Raw genomic sequence first — 20246 nt, 5'->3', positions numbered from 1 at the left:
GGGGTGGCCTGGGGACGGGGTGGGTGGGGAGGTGCTTGCCCCTGCGGGCTGCATCAGCCCAGTTCGGCCAGCATGCGCTGGGCGCGGGTCTTGAGTGCGCCGCTGGATTCAGCAACCACTTCTTCAATCAGCGTGCGGGCGCCGTCGGTGTCGCCAATGGCGTTGAACTCTTCGGCCAGCGCCAGCTTGGTGGCCAGTGGATCGTCCTGGGCCGCTGCCGAGCCATCGTCGGCAGACTCATCCAGAGCGGGGGCGGGCGCCGCCTTGGCTGCGGGGGCTGCCATGGGTTTGGACGGTGCATTCAGGTCGAGTGAGAGGTCGCCCAGGTCGAACTCCATGGGGCTCGCGTCCTGGGTGTCACCCACCAGAGGCATGGGCCCCGACGGAGCCATGCTCAGATCATCCATGCTCGGGAAGTCGAGGCTGGCTACCGGGGGCGGATCCATCACGGGGCTGGGCGCCGTGTCCTGGCCACTCCAGGCGGGGGGTTCTGCGGAAGGGGGAGGTGGCAGATCCAGCTCCGGGCGCAGCGTCTGGGGCTCGTCGGCCTCGGGGGCTGCATGGAGGGCACTGGTGGCGGCTGCCGCTGCTGCGGCAAAACCACCGGGGGCGGCGGGGGGGGCGTCGGTCAGCGCGTCGTCGGGCAGGTCCAGGTCGAGATCGAGGTCCAGATCCGGGGGCAATGCCGCTTCGGGGCTGCCTGCCCCGGTGAAGGTGCTGGGGAAGCCGCCAGGAGGGAGCGATGGGGACTCGTCCTCGCCCTGGCCAGGGCGGCCACCCGGCTGGTACAGGCGGTTCTCGGGCTCCAGGTCGCGGCCCAACTCGGCAATGCGGGCCCAATCTGGGCCTTCGCCCTGGGTCAGTTTGAAGACCTCGCCGGCCACGGCCTCCAGAGCCTTGCGGTCTTGGCGCTTGGCATAGATTTCGCCCAGCTTGACGTGCACAGACACACGGCCCGGATTGTGGCGGACAGCTTCTTTCAGGATTTCCTCGGCCTGCAGGTCACGGCCATAGGCCAGGTACACATCGGCTTCGGCCACGGGGTCCACATCGCCGCCCGCGTCCAGCTGGCTCGGCGAATAGGCCATGGAAGAGCCGGTGGTCATGTCGCTGTTGGCCGTGTCCACGCGCTGGCCGCCACTGGCGCCAAAGAAGGAGTCGGGCTGGATGCGGCTTTCGAGGAAGGAGCTGTCCACGCCGTTGTTCTGGCGGCGCCGCTGGATGACGCGGTAGGCACCGAACCCCAGCAGGCCTGCAAGCGCGATACCGCCGCCAATCGGCAGCAGCGGATCGTCCATGAGGCTTGCGAGGAAGCCGGGCTCTTCGGCTGGTGCGGGGGCGGGCGCTGGTTTGGGGGCTGGCGCTGGCGTAGGGGCCGGCGCGGACGCTTCCGGAGCAGGTGCCGAGGCGGCCGCCTCGGCGGGCACCGTGGCTTCTGCCGGGGCGCTGGCCGCAGGGGCTGGCGCCGATGCAGCGGGCTGTGGCGCGGGAGGGGCGGTGGGCGTGGCGGGCACGGCGGGCGCTTGCACGGCCACGCCCGCAGGCGCACTGGCGGTGCTGGCTGCCGCAGGGGCTGTGCCGCTGCCGGCGGCCGTGGAGGCGGCGCCCAGCTTGTTCAGGTCGGTGATGTTCTTGGACAGCTCGGCCATCCGGGTGGCGGCTTCGCCAGCCTGCTTGTCTTTGGCGACCTGTTCTTCGGCGGCCTTCTGGCCCTTCACGGAGCCCTTGGACAGCGTGAGCTTGTCCGGGGCGGCCGTGGCCGGTTTCTTGTCTTCCACCCGGGTTTGCACAGAGCCGGAGGCCGAGCGTTGGGCGGCTGCGACCTCGGTGGTGGGGGCTGCGCCTGCGAGCTTGCGGCGGAAGTCGTTGAAGTCGCGCGCTTGCGCAGAGAGGATCTGGCGTGCCTCGGGGGCGGTGGTGGCCTGGGCTGCGGCCTGGTCGGGCATTTGCAGTACGGCACCAGCCTTCAGGCGGTTCACATTGCCGTGGATGAAGGCGTCGGGATTGGACCGCATCATGGCGACCAGCATCTGGTCGAGGGAAACGCCTGCGGGCTTGTAGGCGTTGGCAAGGCGGCCGGCGGTATCGCCCGCCTGCACGGTCACTCCTTCGGCGGGGGTGGGGCGGGGTGCTGCGGCTGGGCGTGGGGCTGGCGCAGGTTCGGCCTGGCGGGCCTGCGGCGCTGCGGGGGCCCGCACGGCAGGCGCGGGCGCGGGGGCGGCAGATGCAACCGATGGCGCAGAAATTTGGGGCGAGGCCGTGACCGCAGGCGCTGGGCGGCGCATTGTGGGCGGGTCAAACAGCATGGTGTAGCTGCGCACGATGCGGCCCGATCCCCAGTTGGCGTCCAGCACCAGGTCGAGGAAAGGCTCGTTCACGGGGCGGTCGCTCGACAGGCGCAGCACGGCCGTGCCATCGGGGCGGCGCTGCAGCTGGATCTGCAGGTTGTTCATGGCCTGGGTGTATTCCATGCCCTGGGCGCGGAATACTTCGGGGGCGGCTGCCGTGGCGCGCAGCGTGTCGGCTTCAGCGGGGGTGATTTGGGGCAGGTCGATTTCTGCACGCAGGGGCTCGCCCAGGGCCGACTGCACGGTGATACGGCCCAGTGCCAGGGCCGAGGCATCGCTGGCATAAAAACCGGAGCAAGCCACGGCCGCAGCCGCCAGGACAGAGAATTTCCAACGATGCATGTTTGCCAACAACTGATGAGGATTTTGTGCGGCTCGGACGAGCGGTGCTTTTCTTGTCATGGTCTGGTCCCGCCCCGGCGCGTGAAAATATGTAAAAAGCACCATAGCATCAATGTTTTGCACTGACAAGCTGAGGTGGCTCCGAAGCTTTGAGAGGGGTGTTGGTGCCCCAACTTGGGGCATTCGGTTGTTGCCAATTGCCAACGTCCCGTAACGGAGTGTGTCCCGGGGCCGGACGTGAAAAAGCGCGCGCACAGGGTGTGCGCGCGCTTTGGGGCGGCCCGGCCGGGGGCGGGGGGATCAGGCGTCCAGCAGGATGCGCAGCATGCGGCGCAGGGGCTCGGCAGCACCCCACAGCAGCTGGTCGCCAATGGTGAATGCGCCCACGTATTCAGGGCCCATGGCCAGCTTGCGGATGCGGCCGACCGGGATGGTCATGGTGCCGGTCACGGCCACGGGGGTCAGGTCCTTGATCGTGGCTTCGCGGGTGTTGGGAACCACCTTGGCCCACTCGTTGTCGGCAGCGATCATGGCCTCGATGTCGGCCACGGGTACGTCCTTCTTGAGCTTGAAGGTCAGTGCCTGGCTGTGGCAGCGCATGGCGCCCACGCGCACGCAGAAGCCATCGACCGGGATGGCGGCGGAGTCGAAGCCCTCGCCCATGCCAAGGATCTTGTTGGTCTCGGCCATGCCCTTCCATTCTTCCTTGGACATGCCCCAGCCAGGCTCGTCCTGGCTTTTGCCAATACCCAGGTCCTTGTCGATCCAGGGGATCAGCGAGCCGCCCAGCGGCACGCCGAAGTTGGCGGTTTCAGCGCCGGTCAGGGCGCGCTGCTTGGCAATGACCTTGCGGTCGATTTCCAGGATGGCGCTCTTGGGGTCGTCCAGCAGCGAGCGCACTTCGGCGTTCAGCGTGCCGTACTGCGTGAGCAGCTCGCGCATGTGCTGGGCGCCGCCGCCGGAAGCCGCCTGGTAGGTCTGGGTGCTCATCCACTCGACGAGGCCGGCCTTGTACAGCGCGCCCACGCCCATCAGCATGCAGCTCACGGTGCAGTTGCCGCCGATCCAGTCCTTGCCGCCGTGGGCCAGGGCGTTCTTGATCACGGGCATGTTCACCGGGTCGAGCACGATGACGGCGTTCTTCTCCATGCGCAGGGAGGATGCGGCGTCGATCCAGTGGCCGTTCCAGCCCGCGGCGCGCAGTTGGGGGTACACCTCGTTGGTGTAGTCACCGCCCTGGGCGGTGATGATGATCTCGCAGCGCTTCAAGGCGTCGATGTTGAACGCGTCCTGCAGGGTGGTTTCGTTCTTGGCCTGCGCAGGGGCCTTGCCGCCGGCGTTGGATGTGGAGAAGAACAATGGCTCGATCAGGTCGAAGTCTTTTTCTTCGATCATGCGGTCCATCAACACCGAGCCGACCATGCCGCGCCAGCCAACCAAACCTACCAACTTGCTCATTTCAACGCCCCTTTCAGATTAAGAAACAGTGCCAGACCGGACTGCTCGCCTGGCTCGTCTGGCCAGGAGGGGCGCACGACGAACCAGGCTGAGTCAGCCCTTAATGGTCGTGGTTTTGGTGATGATTGCGCGCGCAGCCACACCGGCCAGGGCGGCGGATGCGATGTTCAGGGCGAACGGGCGGGCGGCAAACATGAGGTGACATTGTAGCGGATGCCGCTGCGGCGCAATGGGCCATGTGCGTTGCAGCCCTTGTGCCGTGCACGAAACCAACGGTGGGGCACTGGCTGCAAGGGGCGTCTGCGTTCGATGCCGGGCGAGCGACAGGCGGTGGCCCGTCCCCGTGCATGCGGGGTGCCGCAGTGAGCGCGGCTTGTGCCGAGCGTCTACAGTGCGGGGTCTTGTGCAGGTGCCGCGGCTGCCGTTGGGTTTGTGCCGGTGCCTGCGGTTCTGCGGTTGTTGGCCATGGGTCGAAGGGTGAGATGCAAGTCATTGTTGTAGGGGCTGGAAAGCTGGCCCAGGAGCTGCTGGGCGCGTTGACGGTGGGCGATGGGGCCGAGGGCGGGGCGGGGGTGGTGGTGCCCTGGTCCGATGCCGTGGCGCACAGAGCCGAAAAATCCATCGTGGTCCATGCGGGTTCGGGGCGGGAGCTGGCGGCGGCGGTGGCCTTTTGCGCGGCCACCCAGTCGCCATTGATCGAGCTGGCCACGGGCTCCGATCTGGAGCAGATGGTGCCGGGTTTCCCGGTGGTGGTGTGCCCCAACACCAACATCCTGATGCTCAAGTTCATGGGCATGCTGGAGCGCAGCGGCCATTTGTTCCACAACCAGCGGGTCCGGCTCATCGAGTCGCACCAGGCGCAAAAGTCCTCGGTGCCTGGCACGGCGGTCAGCATGGCGCAGTCGCTGGGGCTGCCTGTGGCAGAGATCGAGTCCGTGCGCTCTGCCGACGTGCAGCGCACAGAGCTGCAGATTCCTGACGCACATCTGGCACGCCATGCCTACCACCAGATCCTGGTGGAGGACGGCCTGTGCAGCCTGAAGCTGGAGACGCGCGTCTATGGCGACGCCCCGTATGCGCAGGGGGTGGCGCAGATCGTGGCTGCGGTGCAGGCGCGGGTGCTGGAGTGCCGGTGTTACTCCGTCATGGAGTTCGTGCACCAAGGTTGGTTGTAGGCCCCCGCCACCATGAAAAAAGCGCCGGATGCCGGCGCTTTTCTGTGTACGGGCGATGAGGGCCCGGAGGGGCGATCTTCAGGCGGCCAGCGCCTTCACCACGGCATCGCCCATTTGCGCCGTGCCCACCTTGGTGGTGCCTTCGCTGTAGATGTCGGGCGTGCGCAGGCCCTGGGCCAGCACCTTTTGCACGGCGGCTTCGATGCGCTGGGCGGCGGCTTCCTGGTTCAGGCTGAAGCGCAGCATCATCGCGGCCGAGAGGATGGTGGCCAGCGGGTTGGCCACGCCCTTGCCGGCGATGTCGGGGGCGCTGCCGTGGCTGGGCTCGTACAGGCCCTGGTTGCTGCTGTTCAGGCTGGCCGAGGGCAGCATGCCGATGGAGCCGGTGAGCATGGAGGCCTCGTCCGACAGGATGTCTCCGAACATGTTGCCGGTGACCACCACGTCAAACGCCTTGGGCGCCTTCACGAGTTGCATGGCCGCGTTGTCCACGTACATGTGCTGCAGTTCGACGTCGGGGTATTCCTTGTGCACGTCGGTGACCACGTCCTTCCAGAACTGGAAGGTTTCGAGCACGTTGGCCTTGTCCACGCTGGTGACCTTCTTGCTCCGCTTGCGGGCGGCCTGGAAGGCGACGTGGGCGATGCGCTCGATCTCGGGGCGGCTGTAGCGCATGGTGTCGAAGGCCTCCTCGGCACCGGGGAAGTGGCCATCGGTGGCCACGCGGCGGCCGCGCGGCTGGCCGAAGTAGATGTCGCCGGTCAGCTCGCGGATGATGAGGATGTCGAGGCCTGCGATCAGCTCGGGCTTGAGGCTCGATGCACCCACCAGTTGCTCGTAGCAGATGGCGGGGCGGAAGTTGGCAAACAGGCCCAGGTTCTTGCGCAGACCCAGGATGGCCTGCTCGGGGCGCAGGGGGCGGTCGAGCTTGTCGTATTTCCAGTCACCCACGGCGCCGAACAGGATGGCGTCGGCGCTCTTGGCCAGGTTCAGGGTCGATTCGGGCAGCGGGTGGCCATGGGCTTCGTAGGCAGCGCCGCCGACCAGGGCGGATTCCATTTCGAATTTCAGGTCAAGCGCCTTCAGGACCTTGACGGCCTCGGCCACGATTTCTGTGCCAATGCCGTCACCCGGCAGAACTGCGATTTTCATTGATTTTGCTTCTCTATTGATAGCTGGTAGCGCTTGTCCATCAAGCGCAAGAGGCCGATTTGATGGGTGTTTTCAGGACACCATGGTGTGCGCCAGCCAGGGCTTGGTGGCCAGGCGCTCTGCTTCAAACGCCCGGATCTTGTCGGACTGGCGCAGGGTCAGGCCGATGTCGTCAAAGCCGTTGAGCAGGCAGTATTTGCGGAAGGCGATCACGTCGAACGGGATTTCCTCGCCCTGCGGGCGCACGACCACCTGGCGTTCCAGGTCAATGGTGAGCTGGTAGCCCGGGAAGGCCGCCACTTCGTCGAACAGCTGGGCCACGGTGGCCTCGGGCAGCACGATGGGCAAGAGGCCGTTCTTGAAGCAGTTGTTGAAGAAGATGTCGGCAAAGCTGGGCGCGATCACGGCGCGAAAGCCGAACTGGTCCAGCGCCCAGGGCGCGTGTTCGCGGCTCGATCCGCAGCCGAAGTTCTTGCGCGCGATCAGGATGCTGGCGCCTTGGTAGCGCGGCTGGTTCAGCACGAAGTCGGGGTTGGGCTTGCGTTGGCTTTCGGGGATGCCGGGCTCGCCCTTGTCCAGGTAGCGCCATTCGTCAAACAGGTTGGGGCCAAAGCCCGTCTTCTTGATCGACTTGAGGAACTGCTTGGGGATGATGGCGTCGGTGTCGACGTTCTCGCGGTCCATGGGGGCCACAAGGCCCTTGAGCAAGGTGAATTTCTGCATGGCGTTCTTTTATTTGGCGGCGCGTTCGAGGGCACCACCGGCGCGCTGTACGTCCTGGCCCACGCCCTTGACGGTGTTGCAGCCGGCCAGCACGAAGGTGATGGCGAGCACGATGAGGGTTGCGGTCTTTTTCATGACAGGGCTCCTTCAGGCAAATTGACGAATGTCCACAAAGTGGCCGTGCACGGCAGCGGCGGCGGCCATGGCGGGGCTGACAAGGTGGGTGCGGCCGCCAGCGCCCTGGCGGCCTTCGAAGTTGCGGTTGCTGGTGCTGGCGCAGCGCTCGCCGGGCTCCAGGCGGTCGGCATTCATGGCCAGGCACATGCTGCAGCCGGGTTCACGCCACTCAAAGCCGGCGGCCTTGAAGATCTGGTCCAGGCCCTCGCGCTCGGCCTGCTCCTTGACGAGGCCCGAGCCGGGCACCACCAGGGCCAGCTTCACATTGCTGGCCACCTTGCGGCCCAGGTTCTTGACCACGGCGGCGGCTTCGCGCATGTCTTCGATGCGGCTGTTGGTGCAACTGCCGATGAACACCTTGTCGATGGTGATGTCGTTGATGGGCTTGCCGGGTTGCAGGTCCATGTAGGTCAGTGCGCGTTCGATGGCTCCGCGCTTGTTGGCGTCCTTTTCCTTGTCCGGGTCGGGCACGCGGGCGTCGATGCCCAACACCATTTCGGGCGAGGTGCCCCAGGTGACCTGGGGCTGGATCTCGGCCGCGTCGAGTTTGACCACGGTGTCGAACTGCGCGTCGGCGTCAGAGTGCAGCGTCTTCCAGTACGCCACGGCCTGGTCCCATTCCACGCCGGTGGGCGACAGGGGGCGGCCCTTGACGTATTCAATGGTCTTCTCGTCCACCGCCACCAGGCCTGCGCGCGCACCGCCTTCAATGGCCATGTTGCACACGGTCATGCGGCCTTCCATGCTCATGGCGCGGAAGACGGAGCCTGCAAACTCGATGGTGTAGCCCGTGCCGCCCGCCGTGCCGATCTTGCCGATGATGGCCAGCACCACATCCTTGGGGGTCACGCCCTTGGCGAGCGTGCCGTCCACCTGCACCAGCATGTTCTTGGCCTTCTTGGCCAGCAGGGTCTGCGTGGCCATCACGTGCTCGACCTCCGACGTGCCGATGCCGTGGGCCAGCGCGCCGAACGCGCCATGGGTGCTGGTGTGGCTGTCGCCGCACACCACCGTCATGCCGGGCAGGGTGGCGCCGTTTTCGGGGCCGATCACGTGCACGATGCCCTGGCGCTTGTGCATGAAGGGGAAGAACGCGGCGGGCGAGATCGTCGCCATGTTGTCGTTCAGCGTGGTGATCTGCTCTTTGCTGATCGGGTCGGTGATGCCGTCGTAGCCGTTTTCCCAGCCCGTGGTGGGCGTGTTGTGGTCGGCCGTGCCCACGATGGAACTCATGCGCCAGACCTTGCGGCCCGCCTGGCGCAGGCCTTCGAACGCCTGCGGGCTGGTGACTTCGTGCACCAGGTGGCGGTCGATGTAGAGGATGGAGGTGCCGTCCTCTTCGGTGTGGACGACATGCTCGTCCCAGATCTTGTCGTACAGGGTGCGTCCCATGGCGTGGCTTTCTTTCTGCTTTCAGGTGGGTGATTGGATTTTAGTGTCGGGGGCCGGGTTCACTGGTGCCGGGGCGGACTGTGGCGCGAGGTGTTCCACCAGCAAGCGGGCCGTGATGGGCAGGGCCTCAAAGTCGCGGGCGACCACCCGCAGTTCGCGGTGGGCCCAGGCGTCGGTCAGCGGGATGGCTTGCAGGTGGCCCACGCCGCGCATGAGGGCAAAGGCCCGGTCGGGCAGCAGGCCCACGCCCAGGCCGTTGTCGATCATGCGGCACATGGCATCGAGCCCCGTGACCTGGATGCGCTGGCGCAGCGGGCGCCCGGCGGCCGCAGCGGCCGCGCGCATGGCCAGGCTGATGCTGCTGTTGGCGTGCAGGCCCACAATGTCCCAGTCCAGGACTTCTTCAAAATTGATAGCTGCTTGGGCAGACAGGGTGTGCCCTGCAGGCACGACAAGCACCAAACGGTCGGAGCGGTAGGGGCGGCTTTGCAGGGCGGGGCTGCCCCCCAGGCTGGCGGTGCCGATGTTGCAGATGCCGAGGTCGGCGGCGCCCTCTTGCACGGCGTGCAGCACGTCGCTGGAGAGGTGCTCCTGCAGGTCGATCTTGATCTGGTTGTGCTCGCGCGCAAAGGCGCCGAGGTCTTCGGGCAAAAACTGAAAGATGGCCGAGATGTTGGCGTGCATGCGCACATGGCCGCGCACGCCGTCGGCGTATTCGCTCAATTCGCCCTGCATGCGTTCCAGCCCAAATAGCACGGTGCGCGCGTGGTGCAGCAGGCTCTCGCCCGCGGGTGTGAGGGTCACGCCCCGGCTGTGGCGGTAGAGCAGGGCGGTGTCTACAGCGGTTTCCAGATCCGACAGGCGCTTGCTGACGGCCGATGCGGCAATGAATTCGCGCTCGGCCGCGCGGCCGATGCTGCCAAGCTCGCACACCGCCACAAACAGTTGCAGCGAGGTGAGGTCGATACGGCGCGCAAAACTGCGCTCGGAGCTTTTCATGGGATGTTTGTCTTCTCGAAACGAGAAGGTTGTCTATTTTCTCCCCATTATGAATGGATTGTCATCGCCATACGCGATGGCTTTGCTGCCCGTCCGCGTGTTGCCGGACCCACCGGGGGCAAAGGACTCAGGCTGCGCAGGTGCTGCCGTGCTCGGGCACTGCCGCCTGCCAGCGCAGTTCGTGTGCGATGCGCTGGCGCAGGTGGTCGGCCGCACCCATTTCGCCGTGCACCACGTACACCTGGTCGGGCGCGTGGCCCATGCTGCGCAGCCAGGCGATGAGCTGGTTGCCATCGGCATGGGCCGAGGCGGACGACAGCCGCACCACCTCAGCGCGCACGGCCACGTCCTGGCCATGGATGCGGAGGGTCTTTTCGCCCTCGGCCAGGCGGGCGCCGCGTGTGCCCGGCGCCTGGTGGCCGGTCAGGATGACCATGTTGCGGTGGTCGCCCGCATGCAGCGCCAGGTGATGCAGCACGCGCCCCCCGGTGGCCATGCCGCTGGCCGACAGGATGACCATGGGGCCATGCAGCCGGGCCAAGCCCTTGGATTGTTCGGGTGTCTGGACCATGGTGGCGCCATGTTCCAGCGCCTGGACCTCGCGGGCGCTCAGGCGGTGCTCTTGCATGTGGTGCTGGAACAGGCCCGTGGTGCTCACGGCCATGGGGCTGTCCAAAAACACCTTGAGCGACGCGGGCACCACGCCCTGCGCCTTGAGCAGGCCGATGGCGTGCAGCACCACCTGGGCACGGCCCACGGCAAATACCGGCACCACGGCCGTGCCGCCGCGTGCGGCCAGGCGCTGCAGGGCGGGGCCCAGCTCATCGAGCAGGCCCTCGGGCGGGTGCTCGCGGTCGCCGTAGGTGGATTCGATGAGCACCGTGTCGGCGGGGGGCGGGGCATCGGGCGGGTTCATCAGCAGGTCATCGGGCCGACCCAGATCGCCCGAGAACAGGATGCGCCGGCCGCCCACCTCCAGCAGCACGCTGGCCGCGCCCAGGATGTGGCCGGCAGGGGAGAGCGTCACGCGCCAGCCGGGCAGGGGCTCGAACGCCTTGCGGAAGGCGTGGATCTGAAAGTGCTTGAGGCAATGCAGCGCATCCAGCCGGGTGTACAGCGGCAGGGCCGGGCTGTGGCTGCTGAGCTGGTGGCGGTTGAGGAAGGCGGCGTCCTCCTCCTGCAGGTGCCCACTGTCGGGCAGCAAGATGGTGCACAGGTCGCGCGTGCCCGGCGTGCTGTGGATGGCGTGGGTGTAGCCATCGCGGGTGAGCAGGGGCAGGTAGCCGCTGTGGTCCAGGTGGGCGTGGGTCAGCACCACCGCGTCGATCTGGTGCGGCGCGACGGGCAGCGGCTGCCAGTTGCGCAGGCGCAGTTGCTTGTAGCCCTGGAAGAGCCCGCAATCCACGAGCAGGCTCTTGCCGTTGTGGCGCACCAGGTATTTGGAGCCGGTGACCGTGCCCGAGCCGCCCAGGAAGGTGATGTTGACGTTCATGCCGATGCCCCCTTTTTTTCCTTTTGCCCTTGTGCCCTTGTGCCCCAGCACGGCGGCTCTCCATGGTCGCTGTGCGGGCCTTCATGCTACTGCGCAGGTGCCTGGGGGCTGCGGCTGGCGGGTGGGTTCTTGCCTCAGATCAAGAAACTGCCGTCGGCAATGTTTTTCTGTTGCAAATCCCCCGGCGGGACTACAGTGGTCGGCTCCTTCGTTCCGATGGGCCGTTCTGACGGACTTTCCAACAGGTGGGACATGCAACCCAGGTCTTCCTGTCACGCGCATCGCGCCTTGCTGGCCGCAGTTTTGCTGGCCGGCGGGCCGCAGCTGCGTGCGCAGCCCCTGGACGACCCGCCCGAATGGGCCGATGAACCCCCCGTGCTGTCGCGCTGGTTGGAAGAGGGCTATGACGCCGAAGTGCGGCGCCAGCCGCACCGCGCCGCGCAGCGGTACTGCGATGCCGCGCGCTATGGCAGCGTGGAGGCGCAATACCGCCTGGGCCGCCTGCTGATGCGGGGGCGCGATGTGGTGCCCGACCCGGCGGCCGCTGCCACCCTGCTGGCCCTGGCCGCGCAGCGGGGGCACGAAAAGGCGCGCGGCCTGGCCGAAGGCCTGGTGCCGGGAGACCGCCTGCCGGACTGCCTCACCACGGGCGAGGCGCCCCGGCTGGAGGTGCGCGATTCTGCCCAGGAGGTCGTGCCCCAGGAGGTGGTGGACCGCTATGTTCGCAACCTGCCCGACGACAAACGCCGCCACGCCGAGCTGGTGCAACGGCTCGCACCCCGCTTCGAGGTGGACCCGCGCCTGGCGCTGGCCATCGTGCGCTCCGAATCCAACTTCCAGGCCCGTGCGCTGTCGCCCAAGAATGCGCAGGGGCTGATGCAGCTCATCCCCGAAACCGCCGAGCGCTTTGGCGTGCGCGATGTGTGGAACCCCGAGCAGAACGTGCGCGGCGGGCTGACCTATCTGCGCTGGCTGCTGGACCGCTTTGGGGGGGATGTGGCGCTGGCCTCGGCCGCCTACAACGCGGGCGAGAAAGCCGTGGAGCGCCACGGCGGCGTGCCGCCCTACACCGAGACGCGCGAGTACGTGCGCCGCATCCTGGGCTTTTACCGTGCGACCCAGCACGAGCGGCCGAGCAAGGCCACGGGTGTGGTCACGCAGCCGGCGGGGCGCATGAAAAAACCGCCCGGGCCGTGAGGCCGAGGGCGGTTGAGGGGGCGTTCGGAGGCCGGATCAGCTGAAGAAGTTCTTCAGCCGGTCCGTCCAGCTCTCGCCGCTGGGCGAGTGGCGGGCGCCGCCCTTCTTGAGCGAATCTTCCAGCTCGCGCAGCAGCTTGCGCTGGTGCTCGGTGAGCTTGACCGGCGTCTCGACCGCGATGTGGCAGTACAGGTCGCCGGGGTAGCTGGCGCGCACGCCCTTGATGCCCTTGCCGCGCAGGCGGAACTGCTTGCCGGCCTGGGTGCCTTCGGGGATGTCGATGGCGGCCTTGCCGGCCAGCGTCGGCACCTCGATCTCGCCGCCCAGGGCGGCCGTGATGAAGCTCACCGGCACCTGGCAGTGCAGGTCGTCGCCGTCGCGCTCGAAGATGTCGTGCTTCTTCAGGCGGATCTCGATGTACAGGTCGCCCGGCGGTCCGCCATTGGTGCCCGGCTCGCCATTGCCGGTGCTGCGGATGCGCATGCCGTCGTCGATGCCCGCAGGGATCTTCACTTCCAGCGTCTTTTGCTTCTTGAGCTTGCCCTGGCCGTGGCAGGTGGTGCAGGGCTCGGGAATGATCTTGCCCGTGCCGCGGCAGTGCGGGCAGGTCTGCTGCACGCTGAAGAAGCCCTGGCGCATCTGCACCGTGCCGGAGCCCGAGCAGGTCGAGCAGGTCTTGGCACTGGTGCCGGGCTTGGCGCCGCTGCCGTGGCAGGTGTCGCAGCTCTCCCACGAAGGGATGCGGATCTGCGCGTCCTTGCCGCGGGCGGCCTCTTCCAGCGTGATCTCCATGGCGTAGCTGAGGTCGCTGCCCCGGTACACCTGGCGCCCGCCCGTGCCGCGCCCACGCCCGCCCTGCTGGCCGAACATGTCGCCGAAGATGTCGCCAAAGGCCTCGGCAAAACCGCCGAAACCTTCCGCGCCCGGGCCTCCGGGGCCACGCATGTTGGGGTCCACCCCCGCATGGCCGTACTGGTCGTAGGCCGCGCGCTTTTGCGGGTCGGAGAGCATCTCGTAGGCCTCCTTGGCCTCCTTGAACTTCTCTTCGGCAGGCTTGGCCGCATCCCCCTGGTTGCGGTCAGGGTGGTGCTTCATCGCCAGCTTGCGATAGGCCTTCTTGATTTCTTCGTCCGAGGCGTTCTTGGGAACGCCCAGGATTTCGTAAAAGTCTCGTTTGGACATAGTGATTCAGAACCCGGTTGGAGCAGGAACGCCGCGCAAGCACCGAGAGCGGCACCGCGCGGCGGCTGGGGTCAACGGAGGCCTGCTCAGCCCTTCTTGACTTCCTTCACTTCGGCATCGACGACGTTGTCGTCGTCAGCGGGCTTGGCCGACGAAGCGGAGGCCGAGGCGCCTGCTGCATCGGCGCCACCGGCGGCCTGGGCGGCTTGCGCTGCCTGGGATTCGGCATACATCTTCTCGCCCAGCTTCTGGCTGGCGGCCATCAGGGCCGTGGTCTTCTCGTCGATGGAGGCCTTGTCCTCGCCCTTCAAGGCTTCTTCCAGGGCCTTCACGGCGGCCGTGATCGCGTCCTTTTCACCGGCGTCCAGCTTGTCGCCATGCTCGGCCAGGCTCTTGTTCACGCTGTGCACGGCGGCTTCGCCCTGGTTCTTGGACTGCACCAGTTCCAGCTTCTTCTTGTCGTCCGCGGCGTTCAGCTCGGCGTCCTTCACCATCTTCTGGATTTCTTCTTCCGACAGGCCGGAGCTGGCCTTGATGGTGATCTTGTTTTCCTTGCCCGTGCCCTTGTCCTTGGCGCCCACGTGCAGGATGCCGTTGGCGTCGATGTCGAACGACACTTCGATCTGCGGCACGCCCCGTGCTGCGGGTGGGATGCCTTCGAGGTTGAACTCGCCCAGGGCCTTGTTGCCCGAGGCCATCTCGCGCTCGCCCTGGAACACCTTGATGGTCACGGCGGGCTGGTTGTCGTCGGCCGTGGAGAAGGTCTGTGCGAACTTCGTCGGGATCGTGGTGTTCTTGGTGATCATCTTGGTCATGACGCCGCCCAGGGTCTCGATGCCCAGGGACAGGGGGGTCACGTCCAGCAGCAGCACGTCCTTGCGGTCGCCCGACAGCACCTGGCCCTGGATAGCGGCGCCCACGGCCACGGCTTCGTCGGGGTTCACGTCCTTGCGGGGGTCCTTGCCGAAGAATTCCTTGACCTTCTCCTGCACTTTGGGCATGCGGGTCATGCCGCCGACCAGGATCACGTCATGGATGTCGGAGACGGACACGCCGGCATCCTTGATGGCGGTGCGGCAAGGCGCGATGGTGCGCTCGATCAGCTCTTCCACCAGGGCTTCCAGCTTGGCGCGGGTCAGCTTGATGTTCAGGTGCTTGGGGCCCGAGGCGTCGGCCGTGATGTAGGGCAGGTTGATGTCCGTGGCGGCCGAGTTCGACAGTTCGATCTTGGCCTTTTCGGCGGCTTCCTTCAGGCGCTGCAGGGCCAGTACGTCCTTGGACAGGTCCACGCCCTGTTCCTTCTTGAACTCGCTGATGATGAAGTCGATGATGCGCTGGTCGAAGTCTTCGCCGCCCAGGAAGGTGTCGCCGTTGGTGGACAGCACTTCGAACTGCTTTTCGCCGTCCACGTCGGCGATTTCGATGATGGACACGTCGAACGTGCCGCCGCCCAGGTCATACACGGCGATCTTGCGGTCGCCCTTTTCCTGCTTGTCCAGGCCAAAAGCCAGGGCCGCAGCGGTGGGCTCGTTGATGATGCGCTTGACTTCCAGGCCCGCAATGCGGCCAGCGTCCTTGGTGGCCTGGCGCTGGGCGTCGTTGAAATAGGCCGGCACGGTGATCACGGCTTCCGTGACGGGCTCACCCAGGTAGTCCTCGGCGGTCTTCTTCATCTTGCGCAGGATGTCGGCCGACACCTGCTGGGCCGACAGTTTGCTGCCGCGCACTTCCACCCAGGCGTCGCCGTTGTCGGCGGCCACGATGGAGTAGGGCATCAGGTCGATGTCCTTTTGCACTTCTTTTTCGGTGAACTTGCGGCCGATCAGGCGCTTGATCGCATACAGCGTGTTCTTGGGATTGGTCACGGCCTGGCGCTTGGCCGAGGCGCCGACGAGGATCTCGCCGTCTTCCTGGTAGGCCACGATGGAGGGCGTGGTGCGCGCGCCTTCGCTGTTCTCGATCACGCGCGTGGTGTTGCCTTCCATGATGGACACGCAGCTGTTGGTGGTGCCCAGATCAATGCCGATGATTTTTCCCATGATTTTTCTCCGAATGCTTGAATGTGTGGATGGCTAGTAACTTGTGGATAACTCGTGGGGGTTCAAGTCATCCGTGCGGGTTTATTTGACGATTTACTTCGGGGCCGTGACGGTGACCAGGGCCGGACGCAGTACGCGTTCGGCGATCACATAGCCTTTTTGCAGCACGGCCACGACGGTGTTGGCTTCCTGGTCGGCGGGCACCACGCTGATGGCCTGGTGCTGGTGCGGGTCGAACTTGGCGCCAGCGGCGGGATTGATGGCCAGCACCTTGTTGCGCTCCAGGGCTGAGGTCAACTGGCGCAGGGTGGCGTCGGCGCCTTCGCGCAGCTGCTGGGGTGTGGCTTCCTTGATGGCCAGGGCGGCGTCCAGGCTGTCGGCCACGGGCAGCAGGCTTTCGGCAAAGCTCTCGATGCCGAACTTGCGGGCCTTGGTCACTTCGTCGTCAGCGCGGCGGCGGGCGTTTTCGGCCTCGGCCTTGGCGCGCAGGAACTGGTCGGCCAGGTCGGCGCTCTTGGCCTTCAGCTCGGCCAGCTCGCCCTGCAGGCGGGCCAGCTCGTCGGAGGCGTGGGCAGCCATGGCGGCTTCGACTTCTTCGGGGGCGGGGGCGCTTTGGGGCGGGGTGGTTTGGCTGTGGTCTGACATGTCTTGGTCTGAAGGTGAATGAAACAGTACGCGCGGGAGTTGGGGGCATGCCGCCACAAATCAAGGTCTGCACCAGGGATTTGTCCTTGCGGACCCTGCGCGCCGCGCGCCGTGGTGCTAGGCATGTCGGCCCAACCCCGGGTTTTGCAAGGGCAGCCTGCCCATGTGCACGCCATTGGGCCCGATCGGGTGCCCTTTTGCGCGCACCTGAAGGGGTGGTGGCGGGTGTTGAGTGTACAAGCCACAGCGGCCGGGCTATAATCGCAGGCTTTCCCTTGCCACACCGCACAACCTACGGGGGTTGAGACGCAACGGGTGGTGTCATCCAAAAGGAGTCTGCATGCGTCATTACGAAATCATTTTGTTGATCCATCCGGATCAAAGCGAACAAGTTCCAGCCATGCTGGAGCGCTACAAGGGCATGATCACCGCTGGCGGTGGCAAGGTGCACCGCGTGGAAGACTGGGGCCGCCGTCAACTGGCGTACCTGATCAACAAGCTGGCCAAGGCCCACTACCTGTGCGTGAACATCGAAGCCGACCAGGCCGTGATGGCTGAACTGGAGCATGCCTTCAAGTTCAACGACGCCGTGCTGCGCCACCTGACGGTTCAGAAGAAGAAGGCCGACACGGGCCCATCTTCCATGATGAAGACCGTCGAGCGCGAAGAAGCCCGCAAGGCCAGCCAAGCGGAATACGCAGCGGCCGGCGAGCGCGGCGAGCGCTGATCCATCCTCGTTGGAGTGGAGAACCGCGTTGTCTTGACCGCTTGTATCGCAGAGGCTGAAGCCCTGCGCTACACGCCCGCCGGATTGCCTGCCATCACCCTGCGGCTCGAACACGAGTCCCAGCAAACCGAGGCAGGCCACCCCCGCGAAGTCAGGGCTGCCATCAAGGCTGTTGCCTTTGGTGCAATGGCCGAGCGTCTGGCAAGGCAGAACATCGGAAGTCTCTGGACTTTCCATGGATTTCTGGCCAACCCGCGCAATGGCAAGACCGCAGTGCTCCACGTCCAGGATATTCAACAAAATTAATTTTCAAGGGGTCCGCAATGGCCACGTTCAAGAAGTTCAACAAAGACAAGCGCCCAAAGCGCAACACCCAGTCCCTGCTGTTCAAGCGCAAGCGCTTCTGCCGCTTCACGGTGACGGGCGTTGAAGAAATCGACTACAAGGATGTCGACACGCTGCGCGATTTCATCGCCGAAAACGGCAAGATCATCCCCGCGCGCCTGACCGGCACGCGCGCCATCTTCCAGCGTCAGCTGAACACCGCCATCAAGCGCGCCCGCTTCCTGGCCCTGGTGCCTTACAGCGACCAGCACAAGATCTAAGGAGCACAACCCATGCAAATCATTCTGCTCGACAAGGTTGTGAACCTCGGCAACCTCGGTGAAATCGTCAAGGTCAAAGACGGTTACGCCCGCAACTTCCTGATCCCCGCTGGCCGCGCCCGCCGCGCCACGGAAGCCGCCAAGGCTGAGTTCGAAGCCAAGCGCGCTGAACTCGAAAAGGCTGCCGCTGCCAAGCTGGCAGAAGCCCAGGCCCAAGGCGAGAAGCTGGCTGGCACCACCGTCAAGCTGACGCAAAAGGCTGGCGTGGACGGCCGTCTGTTTGGTTCGGTGACCAACCACGACATCGCTGAAGAGCTGAACAAGCAAGGCTACAAGGTCGCCAAGGCCCAGATCCGCCTGCCCAACGGCCCCATCAAGGTCGTGAGCGAAAGCACCGTGAACGTTGCTCTGCACACCGACGTGGTGGTGGAAGTGACCGTGTCGGTCTACGGCGAAACCGCCTGATCGCCAGCGCGTAGATAATCTGCGCGACTCGCTGCGAAAGCCGCCTTCGGGCGGCTTTCGTGTTTTCGAGCCGGCCATTTGTACAGGGTTGCCCACCGGTAATCCACAGATTGCCCCAAGGCTTATCCATCCTGGCGGCCCCCCCCTGGGGCCACGGGGTGGCCGATTTTCAGACCTGTCCCGGAGAAATCCATGTCCGCTGTTTTCCCTCCGCTCGACGAACAGGGCTCGCTGCCATCCGCTGGCGAGGACCGGGAAATCGCCAAGCTGCGCACGCCGCCGCACTCCATCGAAGCCGAGTCCAGCGTGCTGGGCGGCCTGCTGTTGGACAACAACGCCTGGGACCGGGTCGGGGACCTGCTCAAGGAAGGCGATTTCTACCGCTACGAACACCAGGCCATCTATGCGGCCATCGGCGCGCTGATCAATGCCAGCAAGCCTGCCGACGTGATCACGGTGTTCGAGCAGTTGAAGAACCAGGGCAAGGCCCAGGAGACGGGGGGGCTCACCTACCTGAACAGCCTGGCGCAGTATGTTCCGAGCGCCACCAACATCCGCCGCTACGCAGAGATCGTGCGCGAGCGGGGCATCTTGCGCAAGCTGGTCACCGCCAGCGACGAGATCTCCACCAATGCCTTCAACCCGCAGGGCAAGACGGTGGAGCGCATCCTGGATGAGGCCGAGGCCAAGATCTTCGCCATCGGCGAAGAGGGTTCGCGCAACAAGCAGGGCTTCCAGTCGCTCGACAACCTGGTGATCGACCTGCTCGACAAGGTGCAGGAGATGGCCGACAACCCGGCCGATGTGACGGGTGTGCCCACCGGTTTTGCCGACCTGGACCGCATGACCTCGGGGCTGCAGGCGGGCGACATGATCGTGCTGGCGGCCCGCCCGTCCATGGGCAAGACCTCGTTCGCGGTGAACATCGCCGAGCATGTGGCGCTCAATGAAGGCCTGCCGGTCGCCATCTTCTCGATGGAAATGGGCGCGGCCCAGCTGGCGGTGCGTATCGTGGGCTCCATCGGGCGGGTGAACCAGGGCAACCTGCGCACCGGCAAGCTCACCGACGATGAGTGGCCGCGTCTGACCGAGGCCATCGAACGGCTGCGTACCGTCTCGCTGCACATTGATGAAACCCCCGGCCTGTCCCCGGGCGAGCTGCGCGCCAACGCGCGCCGGCTGGCGCGCCAGTGCGGCAAGCTGGGCCTGATCGTGGTGGACTACCTGCAGCTCATGAGTGGCTCGGGTTCGGCGGCGAGCGCGGACAACCGTGCGACCGAACTGGGCGAAATCTCCCGGGGCCTCAAGATGCTGGCCAAGGAGCTGCAGTGCCCGGTGATCGCGCTGTCGCAGCTCAACCGATCAGTGGAGCAGCGCACCGACAAGCGCCCCATGATGTCCGACCTGCGCGAATCGGGCGCCATCGAGCAGGACGCGGACATCATCATGTTCATCTACCGCGATGACTACTACAACAAGGACTCCAAGGAGCCCAACGTGGCCGAGGTCATCATTGGCAAGCAGCGCAATGGCCCCACCGGCACCGTGAAGCTGTTCTTCCAGAAGAACCAGACGCGCTTTGAGAACCTGGCCATGGGCGGGGGCGACGACTTTTAAAAAAATAGCTGCTAGCGCTTGATGGGAAAGCGCTAGCGGCTATCAAATTAAGAGTGCCTGCGTTGCAGGCTCGGCCGGTGTCCACGCGGTACCCGGCGCCAGTGGGGCGTTCTTCTGCCCTTTACGGCCGCAGCGCCCACACCAGCAGGCCAGCGCACAATGCGGCCAGCACTGCGACCGCCTGGGTGAGCCGCCGATTGTGTTGGCGCAGTGCCTCCACGGCCTGCACCACCTGGGCATTCTGTTCGGCCAGTGACTGGATGAGCTGGGCCGATGCCTGCTGTTCCTGCTCCAGCTGCGCGACCCGGCTGCGCAGATGCTGCAGCTGCACGCCCACAGGGGGTGCGGCCTCGCCCTCTGCGCCTTCCGTGGCGCCGAGTGCGGTGGTCTCTGCGTTGCCTTTGCGCGCGGTGCCCAGCAGCTTCTTGGCCGCTTGCAGGATCTGGGGTGTGGCCTCGATGACATCGCCCCAGGGCACCAGCTTCAGTGCCGTGACCCAGCCTGCCGCCAA

General features: G+C 65.9%; 19 protein-coding genes. 7 read left to right on the top strand and 12 right to left on the bottom strand.

What is annotated here, in order from left to right:
* Positions 1–53 precede the first annotated feature (53 nt).
* Positions 54–2690 carry a FimV/HubP family polar landmark protein gene (locus DBV10_RS10695; RefSeq protein ID WP_233589886.1) on the bottom strand — a complete coding sequence of 879 codons (2637 nt, stop codon included), beginning with the start codon at positions 2688–2690 and terminating at the stop codon, positions 54–56.
* Between the two features lie 300 nt (positions 2691–2990).
* The gene (gene asd / locus DBV10_RS10690) at positions 2991–4148 is read right to left on the bottom strand and encodes an aspartate-semialdehyde dehydrogenase (protein ID WP_124513379.1); all 1158 of its coding nucleotides are present in this window, start codon (positions 4146–4148) and stop codon (positions 2991–2993) included.
* A 482-nt stretch (positions 4149–4630) separates the two neighbouring features.
* On the opposite strand from asd, the gene DBV10_RS10685 reads away from it, so the two are divergent.
* Positions 4631–5323, top strand: a complete 693-nt coding sequence (locus DBV10_RS10685) for a dihydrodipicolinate reductase C-terminal domain-containing protein (protein ID WP_124513377.1) — start codon at positions 4631–4633, stop codon at positions 5321–5323.
* Positions 5324–5401: 78 nt separating this feature from the next.
* Here the strand turns inward: DBV10_RS10685 and leuB are convergent, their stop codons facing one another.
* From leuB to DBV10_RS10655, 6 genes are all read right to left on the bottom strand, one after another.
* Positions 5402–6475, bottom strand: coding sequence for a 3-isopropylmalate dehydrogenase (leuB, locus tag DBV10_RS10680; RefSeq protein WP_124513375.1), 1074 nt, complete (start codon positions 6473–6475; stop codon positions 5402–5404).
* A 72-nt stretch (positions 6476–6547) separates the two neighbouring features.
* Positions 6548–7198, bottom strand: a complete 651-nt coding sequence (leuD, locus tag DBV10_RS10675) for a 3-isopropylmalate dehydratase small subunit (RefSeq protein ID WP_124513373.1) — start codon at positions 7196–7198, stop codon at positions 6548–6550.
* A 9-nt stretch (positions 7199–7207) separates the two neighbouring features.
* Complete coding sequence (locus DBV10_RS10670; protein WP_010463809.1) at positions 7208–7333, bottom strand: entericidin A/B family lipoprotein; 126 nt, start codon at positions 7331–7333, stop codon at positions 7208–7210.
* Positions 7334–7345: 12 nt separating this feature from the next.
* The gene (gene leuC, locus DBV10_RS10665; RefSeq protein WP_124513371.1) at positions 7346–8767 is read right to left on the bottom strand and encodes a 3-isopropylmalate dehydratase large subunit; all 1422 of its coding nucleotides are present in this window, start codon (positions 8765–8767) and stop codon (positions 7346–7348) included.
* A gap of 21 nt (positions 8768–8788) precedes the next feature.
* Positions 8789–9766 carry a LysR family transcriptional regulator gene (locus tag DBV10_RS10660; protein WP_124513368.1) on the bottom strand — a complete coding sequence of 326 codons (978 nt, stop codon included), beginning with the start codon at positions 9764–9766 and terminating at the stop codon, positions 8789–8791.
* Positions 9767–9893: 127 nt separating this feature from the next.
* Entirely contained in the window at positions 9894–11258 is a 1365-nt protein-coding gene (locus DBV10_RS10655) for an MBL fold metallo-hydrolase (protein WP_124513366.1), read from the bottom strand.
* Positions 11259–11546: 288 nt separating this feature from the next.
* Between DBV10_RS10655 and DBV10_RS10650 the strand changes: the two genes are divergently transcribed.
* Positions 11547–12455, top strand: a complete 909-nt coding sequence (locus DBV10_RS10650) for a lytic transglycosylase domain-containing protein (RefSeq protein ID WP_233589885.1) — start codon at positions 11547–11549, stop codon at positions 12453–12455.
* 36 nt (positions 12456–12491) lie between these two features.
* Here DBV10_RS10650 and dnaJ read toward each other — a convergent pair whose 3' ends face one another.
* The 3 genes from dnaJ to grpE all read right to left on the bottom strand — a co-directional run bounded on the left by dnaJ (position 12492) and on the right by grpE (position 16321).
* On the bottom strand, positions 12492–13637 hold the full coding sequence (gene dnaJ / locus DBV10_RS10645) for a molecular chaperone DnaJ (protein ID WP_124513362.1): 1146 nt from the start codon (positions 13635–13637) through the stop codon (positions 12492–12494).
* Between the two features lie 86 nt (positions 13638–13723).
* On the bottom strand, positions 13724–15676 hold the full coding sequence (gene dnaK / locus DBV10_RS10640; protein WP_124513360.1) for a molecular chaperone DnaK: 1953 nt from the start codon (positions 15674–15676) through the stop codon (positions 13724–13726).
* A gap of 93 nt (positions 15677–15769) precedes the next feature.
* Positions 15770–16321: a nucleotide exchange factor GrpE gene (grpE, locus tag DBV10_RS10635; RefSeq protein WP_124513358.1), complete on the bottom strand. Its 552-nt coding sequence runs from the start codon at positions 16319–16321 to the stop codon at positions 15770–15772.
* Positions 16322–16661: 340 nt separating this feature from the next.
* On the opposite strand from grpE, the gene rpsF reads away from it, so the two are divergent.
* The 5 genes from rpsF (at position 16662) to dnaB (ending at position 19735) form a co-directional block, all read left to right on the top strand.
* Positions 16662–17048: a 30S ribosomal protein S6 gene (rpsF, locus tag DBV10_RS10630; protein WP_124513356.1), complete on the top strand. Its 387-nt coding sequence runs from the start codon at positions 16662–16664 to the stop codon at positions 17046–17048.
* A 15-nt stretch (positions 17049–17063) separates the two neighbouring features.
* The gene (priB, locus tag DBV10_RS10625) at positions 17064–17354 is read left to right on the top strand and encodes a primosomal replication protein N (protein ID WP_124513354.1); all 291 of its coding nucleotides are present in this window, start codon (positions 17064–17066) and stop codon (positions 17352–17354) included.
* A 17-nt stretch (positions 17355–17371) separates the two neighbouring features.
* Complete coding sequence (rpsR, locus tag DBV10_RS10620; protein ID WP_005795932.1) at positions 17372–17653, top strand: 30S ribosomal protein S18; 282 nt, start codon at positions 17372–17374, stop codon at positions 17651–17653.
* A gap of 12 nt (positions 17654–17665) precedes the next feature.
* Positions 17666–18118: a 50S ribosomal protein L9 gene (gene rplI, locus DBV10_RS10615; RefSeq protein WP_010463838.1), complete on the top strand. Its 453-nt coding sequence runs from the start codon at positions 17666–17668 to the stop codon at positions 18116–18118.
* 192 nt (positions 18119–18310) lie between these two features.
* Positions 18311–19735 carry a replicative DNA helicase gene (dnaB, locus tag DBV10_RS10610; RefSeq protein WP_124513352.1) on the top strand — a complete coding sequence of 475 codons (1425 nt, stop codon included), beginning with the start codon at positions 18311–18313 and terminating at the stop codon, positions 19733–19735.
* 121 nt (positions 19736–19856) lie between these two features.
* Here the strand turns inward: dnaB and DBV10_RS10605 are convergent, their stop codons facing one another.
* Positions 19857–20246, bottom strand: a complete 390-nt coding sequence (locus tag DBV10_RS10605; protein WP_124513350.1) for a hypothetical protein — start codon at positions 20244–20246, stop codon at positions 19857–19859.

Source organism: Acidovorax sp. FJL06 (assembly GCF_003852545.1).
Classification (GTDB): Bacteria; Pseudomonadota; Gammaproteobacteria; order Burkholderiales; family Burkholderiaceae_C; genus Acidovorax.
This window is presented reverse-complemented; position numbering and strand designations above follow the sequence as displayed.

What these genes read in the sequence shown, in the direction of transcription:
- DBV10_RS10695 (WP_233589886.1), bottom strand. Translation starts at nt 2,690, where the DNA reads ATGCATCGTTGGAAATTCTCTGTCCTGGCGGCTGCGGCCGTGGCTTGC.
- asd (WP_124513379.1), bottom strand. Translation starts at nt 4,148, where the DNA reads ATGAGCAAGTTGGTAGGTTTGGTTGGCTGGCGCGGCATGGTCGGCTCG.
- DBV10_RS10685 (WP_124513377.1), top strand. Translation starts at nt 4,631, where the DNA reads ATGCAAGTCATTGTTGTAGGGGCTGGAAAGCTGGCCCAGGAGCTGCTG.
- leuB (WP_124513375.1), bottom strand. Translation starts at nt 6,475, where the DNA reads ATGAAAATCGCAGTTCTGCCGGGTGACGGCATTGGCACAGAAATCGTG.
- leuD (WP_124513373.1), bottom strand. Translation starts at nt 7,198, where the DNA reads ATGCAGAAATTCACCTTGCTCAAGGGCCTTGTGGCCCCCATGGACCGC.
- DBV10_RS10670 (WP_010463809.1), bottom strand. Translation starts at nt 7,333, where the DNA reads ATGAAAAAGACCGCAACCCTCATCGTGCTCGCCATCACCTTCGTGCTG.
- leuC (WP_124513371.1), bottom strand. Translation starts at nt 8,767, where the DNA reads ATGGGACGCACCCTGTACGACAAGATCTGGGACGAGCATGTCGTCCAC.
- DBV10_RS10660 (WP_124513368.1), bottom strand. Translation starts at nt 9,766, where the DNA reads ATGAAAAGCTCCGAGCGCAGTTTTGCGCGCCGTATCGACCTCACCTCG.
- DBV10_RS10655 (WP_124513366.1), bottom strand. Translation starts at nt 11,258, where the DNA reads ATGAACGTCAACATCACCTTCCTGGGCGGCTCGGGCACGGTCACCGGC.
- dnaJ (WP_124513362.1), bottom strand. Translation starts at nt 13,637, where the DNA reads ATGTCCAAACGAGACTTTTACGAAATCCTGGGCGTTCCCAAGAACGCC.
- dnaK (WP_124513360.1), bottom strand. Translation starts at nt 15,676, where the DNA reads ATGGGAAAAATCATCGGCATTGATCTGGGCACCACCAACAGCTGCGTG.
- grpE (WP_124513358.1), bottom strand. Translation starts at nt 16,321, where the DNA reads ATGTCAGACCACAGCCAAACCACCCCGCCCCAAAGCGCCCCCGCCCCC.
- rpsF (WP_124513356.1), top strand. Translation starts at nt 16,662, where the DNA reads ATGCGTCATTACGAAATCATTTTGTTGATCCATCCGGATCAAAGCGAA.
- rpsR (WP_005795932.1), top strand. Translation starts at nt 17,372, where the DNA reads ATGGCCACGTTCAAGAAGTTCAACAAAGACAAGCGCCCAAAGCGCAAC.
- rplI (WP_010463838.1), top strand. Translation starts at nt 17,666, where the DNA reads ATGCAAATCATTCTGCTCGACAAGGTTGTGAACCTCGGCAACCTCGGT.
- dnaB (WP_124513352.1), top strand. Translation starts at nt 18,311, where the DNA reads ATGTCCGCTGTTTTCCCTCCGCTCGACGAACAGGGCTCGCTGCCATCC.